Origin of the sequence: Photobacterium sp. OFAV2-7 (genome assembly GCF_022347985.1) — a bacterium.
In the GTDB taxonomy this organism is placed as follows: Bacteria; Pseudomonadota; Gammaproteobacteria; order Enterobacterales; family Vibrionaceae; genus Photobacterium.
In genome coordinates this window covers 1-8,495 of the sequence record NZ_JAKRFQ010000115.1, presented here as the reverse complement: position 1 = coordinate 8,495, position 8,495 = coordinate 1, and the positions used below count along the sequence as shown (strand labels likewise).

The 8,495-nt window shown below is 42.2% G+C and carries 9 protein-coding genes and 1 pseudogene; 4 read left to right on the top strand and 6 right to left on the bottom strand.

What is annotated here, in order from left to right; genetic code table 11:
• Window positions 1-305 (top strand): annotated as a pseudogene (locus MHN01_RS09000) (protease modulator HflC); the annotation flags it as partial.
• A gap of 8 nt (window positions 306-313) precedes the next feature.
• On the opposite strand, the gene MHN01_RS08995 reads toward MHN01_RS09000, so the two are convergent.
• The 5 genes from MHN01_RS08995 to MHN01_RS08975 form a co-directional block, all read right to left on the bottom strand.
• Window positions 314-1,036, bottom strand: a complete 723-nt coding sequence (locus MHN01_RS08995) for an N-acetyltransferase (RefSeq protein ID WP_239411048.1) — start codon at window positions 1,034-1,036, stop codon at window positions 314-316.
• A complete protein-coding gene (locus tag MHN01_RS08990) occupies window positions 1,020-2,456 on the bottom strand; it encodes an FAD-dependent oxidoreductase (protein WP_239411047.1) in 1,437 nt (478 codons plus the stop codon). Before MHN01_RS08990 ends, MHN01_RS08995 begins: the two co-directional genes overlap by 17 nt.
• A 109-nt stretch (window positions 2,457-2,565) precedes the next feature.
• Entirely contained in the window at window positions 2,566-3,837 is a 1,272-nt protein-coding gene (locus tag MHN01_RS08985; RefSeq protein WP_239411046.1) for a HAMP domain-containing sensor histidine kinase, read from the bottom strand.
• On the bottom strand, window positions 3,837-4,505 hold the full coding sequence (locus MHN01_RS08980) for a response regulator transcription factor (RefSeq protein ID WP_239411045.1): 669 nt from the start codon (window positions 4,503-4,505) through the stop codon (window positions 3,837-3,839). The genes MHN01_RS08985 and MHN01_RS08980 overlap by 1 nt, the downstream gene beginning before the upstream one ends.
• A gap of 137 nt (window positions 4,506-4,642) precedes the next feature.
• Window positions 4,643-4,843 carry a hypothetical protein gene (locus MHN01_RS08975; RefSeq protein ID WP_239411044.1) on the bottom strand — a complete coding sequence of 67 codons (201 nt, stop codon included), beginning with the start codon at window positions 4,841-4,843 and terminating at the stop codon, window positions 4,643-4,645.
• 261 nt (window positions 4,844-5,104) lie between these two features.
• Here MHN01_RS08975 and MHN01_RS08970 point away from each other — a divergent pair, with 261 nt between their 5' ends.
• The 3 genes from MHN01_RS08970 to MHN01_RS08960 are packed head-to-tail and all read left to right on the top strand — an operon-like array spanning window position 5,105 to window position 7,777.
• Window positions 5,105-6,436 carry a 26S protease regulatory subunit gene (locus MHN01_RS08970; protein WP_239411043.1) on the top strand — a complete coding sequence of 444 codons (1,332 nt, stop codon included), beginning with the start codon at window positions 5,105-5,107 and terminating at the stop codon, window positions 6,434-6,436.
• Window positions 6,426-6,851 carry a hypothetical protein gene (locus tag MHN01_RS08965; protein WP_239411042.1) on the top strand — a complete coding sequence of 142 codons (426 nt, stop codon included), beginning with the start codon at window positions 6,426-6,428 and terminating at the stop codon, window positions 6,849-6,851. Before MHN01_RS08970 ends, MHN01_RS08965 begins: the two co-directional genes overlap by 11 nt.
• A 5-nt stretch (window positions 6,852-6,856) precedes the next feature.
• Window positions 6,857-7,777: a lipopolysaccharide assembly protein LapB gene (locus tag MHN01_RS08960; RefSeq protein WP_239411041.1), complete on the top strand. Its 921-nt coding sequence runs from the start codon at window positions 6,857-6,859 to the stop codon at window positions 7,775-7,777.
• A gap of 100 nt (window positions 7,778-7,877) precedes the next feature.
• Here the strand turns inward: MHN01_RS08960 and MHN01_RS08955 are convergent.
• Window positions 7,878-8,495, bottom strand: a 618-nt coding sequence (locus MHN01_RS08955; RefSeq protein WP_239411040.1) for an efflux RND transporter permease subunit, incomplete at its 5' end; no start/stop codon positions are given.

The window sequence follows — 8,495 nt, the reverse complement described above, 5'->3', positions numbered from 1 at the left end:
CCGAAGGTAAAGGTGAAGCTGCAAGAATCCGGGGAAACCGGGTCCGTGATTTAAATAAGATCCAATCTGAAGCTTATCGTAAGGTAGAAGAAATACGGGGCTTGGCCGACGCCAAGGCTGCAAATATCTATGCTCGGGCATACAATCAAAATCCACAAGCCGTAAGCTTGTATGAATTTACTCGTACAATGCAGTCCTACCGCTCTATTCTATCCAAGGAAACTACGTTGATACTCTCCACAGAAAGTGATCTGTTCAAGTTTCTAAAACAAATAGAACCGGTAAAACCGCCTGTAAATGAATAGATAATAGATTAATTTAGTGACGACACCTTACTTACATCTATATAAAATATCATCCCATCCTCCACGCCTTTAGCGCTATGCCTCTGCTTTGATGAATGGAATTTCTTGTGAATTTTGAAACCATATTTATTGTAAAAAGAATAATTACAATCCATATCTGTCCAGAGAAAAGCTGTTTCTATGGCGTTCTCTCGACAAAAATGCATATAGCGATCCATAAGTTTTCGCCCAAGCCCCTTACCTTTTAGTTCAGGGCTGACAATGAATAAGTTTACCTCACTGTCAAAGTACTCAGCATCAATTTCACCTTGATGATCGTTAAATGCAAAGTTCTCTAACAACTGCTCGGCTCTATCTCGATCACCAAAAGCACCAAGTCTTATTTTCTTGTTTTTCCACTTCTTAATTTGCCTTTCTTTCCTGAGATATACCAACTCTTTAAATACTGATGAGTCTTCCTTGCTAGCAAAAAGTAATCCTTTCACATTGCCATTCTCATCGACAATAACATCAAGGTGCTGATTCCAATTTAAGCATGTTTTGAAGTAATACTCATAAACGATGTTGTCATCAGGTATATTTATAAAGTCAATGTGGAAATTCCAGGTAGACTTGATGAGTTCGACACAGCTAGTAAAGTGCTGATTACTGTATTTTTCGAATCTCAGTCTACCCACAAGATGCGTATTCACCATATGCTCGCTCTTCATGGCATCATTTACCCCTAGCATGCTTCATCGCTTTTTTAGCAGCATCGGTTCCAGAGTTAAACGCTGACTCTATAGTCGGATACTCCATGTAATCACCAGCTAAATATATGCCATCAAAGCTTTTCTTTAGCTCATTCAGACGTCCGTAAGCCCCCGGACTCATTACCGGATATGCGTACATAAAGCGTTTAATGTCATACCCCTTAATCTTGCTCTTGATACCAGGAACAATCGTGGCAAGCTCGGTTTCGATGATATTCATTATTTCCCCATCACTTAAGGTCATTAATGACTTGTCCGAAACACCTCTGGGGGCAAGATAAGCACTGGCAATATATTCTTTAACGTCTTTTAGGCCTGGTGTGTAATGGCGCTCTACCCAAGTAGCATCATAAAGGTCTGTGATGATATCACCATCAAGGATTGCTAAATCAAAGGCTTTGTTAAATATGGGTGTCTCGGAAAACAGAGCAACTGTAATGTACTGAGCATATTCAACCTCACTTAATAGTTCCTTCTGACGGGGGGTAAGCACATCTTTGGCGATCCATTGCGTGACAGGTGAAGGGGTTGCCACAATAACCTTGTCGGCAATAACAACAGACTCTGTACCCTTGTTGTTCACCATGATCTTGAACTTACTACCATGTTTGGTGATTCTGCTAACTGTTGAATTGTACTTAATATGCTCACCAAGCTCCGAGGCTATCGCATCAGTGATCGCTGCAATCCCGTGAACAGATGTCCACGAGCCTGAATTTTCTGAAGGCTGGAAAAGGTCTTCAAATGAACTTGTTCCTACATAATCAAATGCAGCCTCAGGAATTAGGCTAAGCGCCGAGATATCATTCAGGTTGGCACCAAAAAGACCACGTGCCATTACATTGTATCGACGCTGAATAAATGGCGAAATTTCATTATCATCTAACCATTGCTTCGCTGTAATATTATCCAGCTGTTTCCAATACTCTACAGATTCATTATCAATTGCTTCTTTCAGCATTTTCAAAAAATGGATAAAGTTTTGGTTACCAGCCTGTTTAGCCGTTAACTCAGTAATATTATGATCACCTATGTATGCTTTTCCTTCGAAATGACTGGCATCCATTGGCATTGGTATCTCCACCATAGGTATGTCCAGTTTCTCAATTATATTTGCTAAAGCGCCATAGGGCTCTCCTAAGTACTCTGTCCCCTTCGCATAATGAAAACGGCCTCTGCGGCCATTCTCTGCAATCCCACCAGCTCGACTGTTTTTCTCAAAGACAATATAGTTTTCATTGGATTGATGAAGAGTGAACGCCGCTGATAGCCCTGCGGCTCCTGCACCGACAACGACATAGTCGTATTCTGCATGCTTGGCATTGGCTATGTTACACACTGAAAGTACACAGACACTGAGTATCGGCAGTAGCCCTTTCAACGCTTTGGATAATGTCATCTTGATTCCTCTTAGATATCTGACATGGTTAGTTCTGTATCAATGCAGAGAGCATGATGCTCACTTCAATGCCACTCAGTCTAACCCTGACGCAGTTATCAATCGGTTATCATGGAATGAAAGATACCCTTGCTCTAACCGTGTTAGTTTCTGTCATTATTTCAAAGCTATAGTTTTGGGCCTCACAGATCTTCTCTACCAAGTACAATCCAATGCCATAAGATGACTCTACCTTCTGGTCATATATATCTTCATGAACGGGATTCGTTATAGTGACTGTGTGTAAGTGACTTTCAAAAGTAATACATCCTTGATGAGTGTATTGAATGGCGTTACGAATAAGGTTGATCAGCACTAGATGAACGGTGCCGTAGTTATCAAGGATCACATCACCAGTGGCAAGCTTATCCAAGTTGAACTCAATATCTTTATCCTGTGACAAGTACTTATTGTCTTCGACGAGCCCTCGGATCATCGCCTGGATATCTATTTCTGTAACCGGTAGAGGACAATCAGATTTTCTTGAAATCCAAAGTAGTGTTTGAACAAGTGTTTTCATATTATCGACAGCGTACATGATCCTATCGGTTGCACGCTGCGCAATAGCATCTCTTAGTGACAGCCGCTCCAGTAACTCACCACTTGTTGAAATAATGGCTATAGGTGTTCGCAGCTCATGACTGATTGTTCGCAAAAAGAACCCTTCCCTATCGATGAACTCCTTTTGTTTTATAATATTATTTTTTAGCTCTTCGACTAATTGAACTAGTTCTATGTACTTGAGGCGCTTACTTGATGGCGTATTTTCTTCATCTAAGCTGTTCACCCAGTCAAAAAGGGTTTCAACAGGACTCAACAATCGCCAATACAGCACTTTTACAAACAACAAAATTGTTAAAATAATCATGCCGATACCCAATGCAATATAGAACAAGTTACCTTCGCGAATCGATGCCTCGTATTGTATTTTCTTCTCTAAATCATCATCGTAGCTTGAAATGATATAAATGGGCGTGCTCAGTCCTTTTATGGTGTATTTCATCGCATAAACATAACGAGCTTTACCTAAATCATCGTAAAGTGGCTTTTCTTCCAAGCTTGCCACTTCCATCTCAGGCCATGGGAAGCCGTCAGCTATATAGGCTGGAATGTCTTCTACTTCTTTGTATACACTCAGAATTTCACTATTGACCAACGATGGAAGCGAACCTGTAGACTTATACGACTGCTCAAGCAAGGCTCCCTGATATACGAGCATGTTTTTGGTGTCAGTACTGATGCCATACTTCACATTGATAAACATCAGCGACGCAAACAGAAGTATTAGTAAAACAACAAATCCACCCAGTAACTTATAGACTTCCCGTTTAATACTCGGCATCAATTTTCACCTTTCAGTACAAAACCGACTCGGGGGACAGCATGAATTAACGGTGTATGAAATGGCCTGTCTACTGACTGCCTCAACTTATGAATTTGCACCTTAAGGTTATTCGCGTTGGTCTCTTCTCCCCACACTTCTTGTTCTAATTCTTCTTTGGTTACCACAGAAGGACTATGCTGTGCCAAGGTCAATAACAGCTTCCAGCTCAAAGGAGACAGCTCTAACAGGGTCTCACTGCGATAAGCTTGATGCTTATCTAGATCCAAGGTGAGATCTTCTATTTGCAACTTGCTGGCTACCTGCCCTTTGCTTCTTTTTACCAACGCATGTAAACGAGCATAAAGCTCTGCCATCGCAAACGGCTTGGTTATATAATCGTCAGTTCCCGCACTGAAACCTTCCAGCTTATCATTCAGACTGTCTCGCGCTGTCATCATCAATACAGGCGTAGACACACCCCGCTTTCGCAGCGCCTGACACACAGTTAATCCGTTTAGCTTCGGAAGCATAATGTCGAGCAATATCACGTCATAATGATTTTGGGTCGCGAGCTTTAAGCCTGATTCACCGTTAAACGCGTAATCAATTTCGATATTATCCAGCGCCAAATAATCACTTATCGCCGATGACAAGACCTTGTCATCTTCAACCATCAGAACAATCATTTAATTCCTCAACTAACCTGTGCATTTTCTCAACTTGCAATTCTTCATACGATAACAGAATCGTAGTTATCATTCGGTTATTAACTATCATCTATGGCTGAACACAATTTACTTCCCACAACCGAAAGCAAGGGCAACTATTTAATTATTTCTATACAGCTATGCCCGATACTGTTTTTGCTTAACCAATACCGGTTATTCTTCAGTACTGCTTGCTTAACCTGAGTTGCTGCCGTTTCGCATCTTTCTTTAGATGTAAAACCATCCACACTGGTCAGCGCTGACGATGTCTGACCGCTTGTGGCATGCAAATAGACGATTAACAGGAAGGTTTTCATAGTCTCTTCCGTTCTTATGGTAATTCATATCTATTAATCATAATGGTAGAAATAACCAGGCTCGGACAGCTGAAGCATTAACTTATAGTTGCTGGCAATATTCAGCAGCTGATGGTTCAGATTAGCGCAAGGTGTACCTCAAAACCCAAAAACATTCGCATATTCAATGGCATGAACAAGTGGTATACTGCCAGCCATGCAACTTGCCCATCATTCTAGACAGTTGAACTAATAACTACACCTCATACACGGAGTTAAAGTTTGGATAATACCACTCTTGTAAGTCTCAAATCGGCGTTTAGCGTAGCTCCCTCCTCAGAGTTGGCCAAAGTCATCGTGCTACACTCACTCGAAGACGAAAACAACGATATTGCTGACTTCATCGATTATCTCCCAAAGCCGCTAAACGATGGTGATGCAGTGGCGATAGCTGATTTCCTATTCCAAAAGAAGCAATATCAAGATGCCGTTGAACTGCTAGACAGTTCTCAACCCTATCAAGCTATTAGACAGGTAGAGATCTTACTTGAATCAGGTGAGAAGGAGCGTGCTCGCCTTTTGTACGTAAATATATTGAAGACCTCCCCTGACTATGAGAACGAACAACTCAATGAAGCGCTGAATATCGAGCATGCTCAAGATTTAACCGCGCAACATGAACAAGAGCGGGCAAAACTGCGAGTAGTAGAAAAAATCGATATTGCTGAAATCACCGATCTCGACCACTACCGTGAGAAAAGTACCAACTTCAAAGATGTTGTTGGTCTTAACCACATAAAAAAACAAATCCACAAGAAGATTATCCTGCCCTTTCACAAGCCGGGGATCTTTCAACGTTTTAAGAAACGTGTTGGTGGTGGTGTTTTATTATATGGCCCTCCGGGCTGTGGTAAAACTCTTCTGGCCAGAGCTACGGCAGGTGAATGCAACGCCACCTTTTACAATATCGATATCTCTGATGTACTAGATATGTATATCGGTGAGTCAGAACAAAAGCTTCATGCTATTTTTGAAAAGGCACGCAGCAATACACCTTGCGTTCTGTTCTTTGATGAACTTGAAGCCCTTGCCGGAAAACGTGAACACAGCAAAGGAAGTGCAAGCCACATTGTGAGCCAGTTTCTCACCGAGCTTGATGGTTTCGCACAAAACAATGACGGTGTACTGGTGCTCGCCTCAACAAATGTTCCTTGGGCGATAGACTCGGCATTTATGCGTCCCGGTCGCTTTGATCGTATGTTCTTTGTTTCACCTCCCGACAAGCCTGCAAGACAAGCGATACTGGATTACTACCTGCAAGAAAGACCGACAGACGCAGATATTGATACCCATGCGATTGCCAGCAAAACTTCTAGCTTTTCCGGAGCCGATATTGCCAACCTTATAGACATGGCTGCCGATGAAGCAATCGACGAAATGATTGCACTGGAGAAAGATGTCAATATTTCGTATTCACATATGAAAGAGGCACTAAAGCATATAAAACCAACAACAACTGAGTGGCTAACTACAGCCAGAAACTACGCCCGTTATGCAAATGACGGTGGTCGTTATGACGAGGTATTGGAGTTTTTACAGAGACATGGAAAATAACAACAGTAGTTACCACATTATTGATGAACCGAAAATAAAGAAGTGGGAGCACCTCATAGTTAACCCTGTTCTTATTATTTTCGCTGGGATCCTTGTGCCTATTTTCTGGACGCCACCTCTTGGAGGAAAGTTCTGGATGCCATTACTGTGGCTATGCGTAAACGGATACCTTCTTGGAAGCGCTAGTTTTAAGAAAGAGGTGCTTTTCTGCGTTGCCGGAGGGCTGGCAATTTTTGCTAGTATGGTCGCTTTTGGCTTTTATGTTACTCAACAGGGAGATGCAGCTGATATTCAGCAGTTAGCACCATATTTAAGAATTACCTTAAATGGCTTACTCTTTACTACCCTATACCTTGCGGCTTTTACTCAATCAAAGGCCTTTAATTTATTCCTTTACATTAGAAAGAGACAATAAGCGCTATGGATGATTATAAACTTGAGCAGGCATGGCGCTGTTACAACTACGGACAAACGGATCAGGCCATTGAACTGTTAAAAGAACTACTTGGCAACAATCCTAATGACGCCTTTTATCATGGCTTACTTTCAGCTTGCCTCCTTAAACAAAAACGACTTCATGCTGCAGAGTACGAATTGAAAATTGCCCTTTCGCTCGATCCTGAAAACGCTTTTCTATTAATGACACAAGCGAATATTCAGTATTGCAACAATCATTTTAAACAAGCAATTGATAGTTGCGATGAGGCATTAGCACTTGAACCTGAGTTAGTCGAAGCATTATTGTTGAAAAGCAGGCTACATTTCGATATGGAGAAGAGAGAGCTAGCGCAAAGTTGCCTTCAACAAGCCTTATCACTGGCCCCCGACTCAGTCAGTGTTCTTACTGCTCTGGGAGAGCATTACTATAATATAGGCGAACTTCAGAACTCTTTTGAAATTGCTTCCGAAGCCCTTAGAATCGCTCCCCAAGACGAAGACGCTAATGTACTGATGGGGAATGTTCAGCTGGCTTTGGGAGATGTGGACGATGCGACATACCACGCCAAGTTCGCTATCTGCCAAAATCCAAGCTCAGAAGAAGCCTTAAAGCTCTTTGCCAATATTAAAATGCGTAAAAACTGGTTCCTAGGCTTATGGTGGCGTATTAATGGCAAATTATCTGGTATGAGTAATATCAAATCAAGTATGGTGCTCATATCCGGCTATTTATTATTTAATTTACTTGCCACTATTCTCTCGGATTTGGGATACGGAGACCTGTCCTTAATCACCAGTTATGCGTGGCTGTCGATTGTAGCATATTCGTGGATCTGCTTACCGCTATATAACAAACAGTTGGAAAAAGAGCTTCAGCAATTTAGCTTTAACCCCGACTTCTAAGATCTACCGACAAACATCCGACAGTAAATTAACACAAGGCCTGATTCTTAGAATCTGGCCTTGAGCCTATTTGCATTCACACAAAACAAATTCAAATCAGTTAGTCACTACCTGTCCGATAATCACGAGCGATAAGCATATAAATCGAAGGAATAACAAACAGGGTAAACAAGGTACCAATCGCCATCCCTCCTACCAGTACCAAACCGATGGAGTTACGGGCTTCTGCCCCCGCACCTGTAACCAGAATCAGCGGGAAGTGACCGGCAATTGTGGCCGCGCTGGTCATTAGTATTGGCCTAAGTCTGGTTAATGCCGCCTCATGAACAGCCTCAAGCTTTGCCAGGCCTTGCTCCTGAAGCTTGTTGGCAAACTCAACGATTAAAATCCCGTTTTTCGAAACCAGGCCAACCAGAGTCACCAGCCCCACCTGCGAGTAGATATTCATGGTTGTAGTCCAACTATGAGTCCAAAACGACACATTTGGATCAGGCATTCTCAAAAAGGTAAAGGTCAAGGCACCGAACATAGCTAAAGGCACCGAGCCTGCGAGAATAACAAACGGATCGCGGAAACTATTAAACTGAGCTGCGAGGACAAGAAAAATCAGAGTCACAGCGAGAATGAACGCTGGGAGAAAGCGATCCCCTTCGGCTCGTAATTGCCGTGACTCACCGGTATAGTCAAGCACATAACCATCAGGCAGGATTTTGGCGGC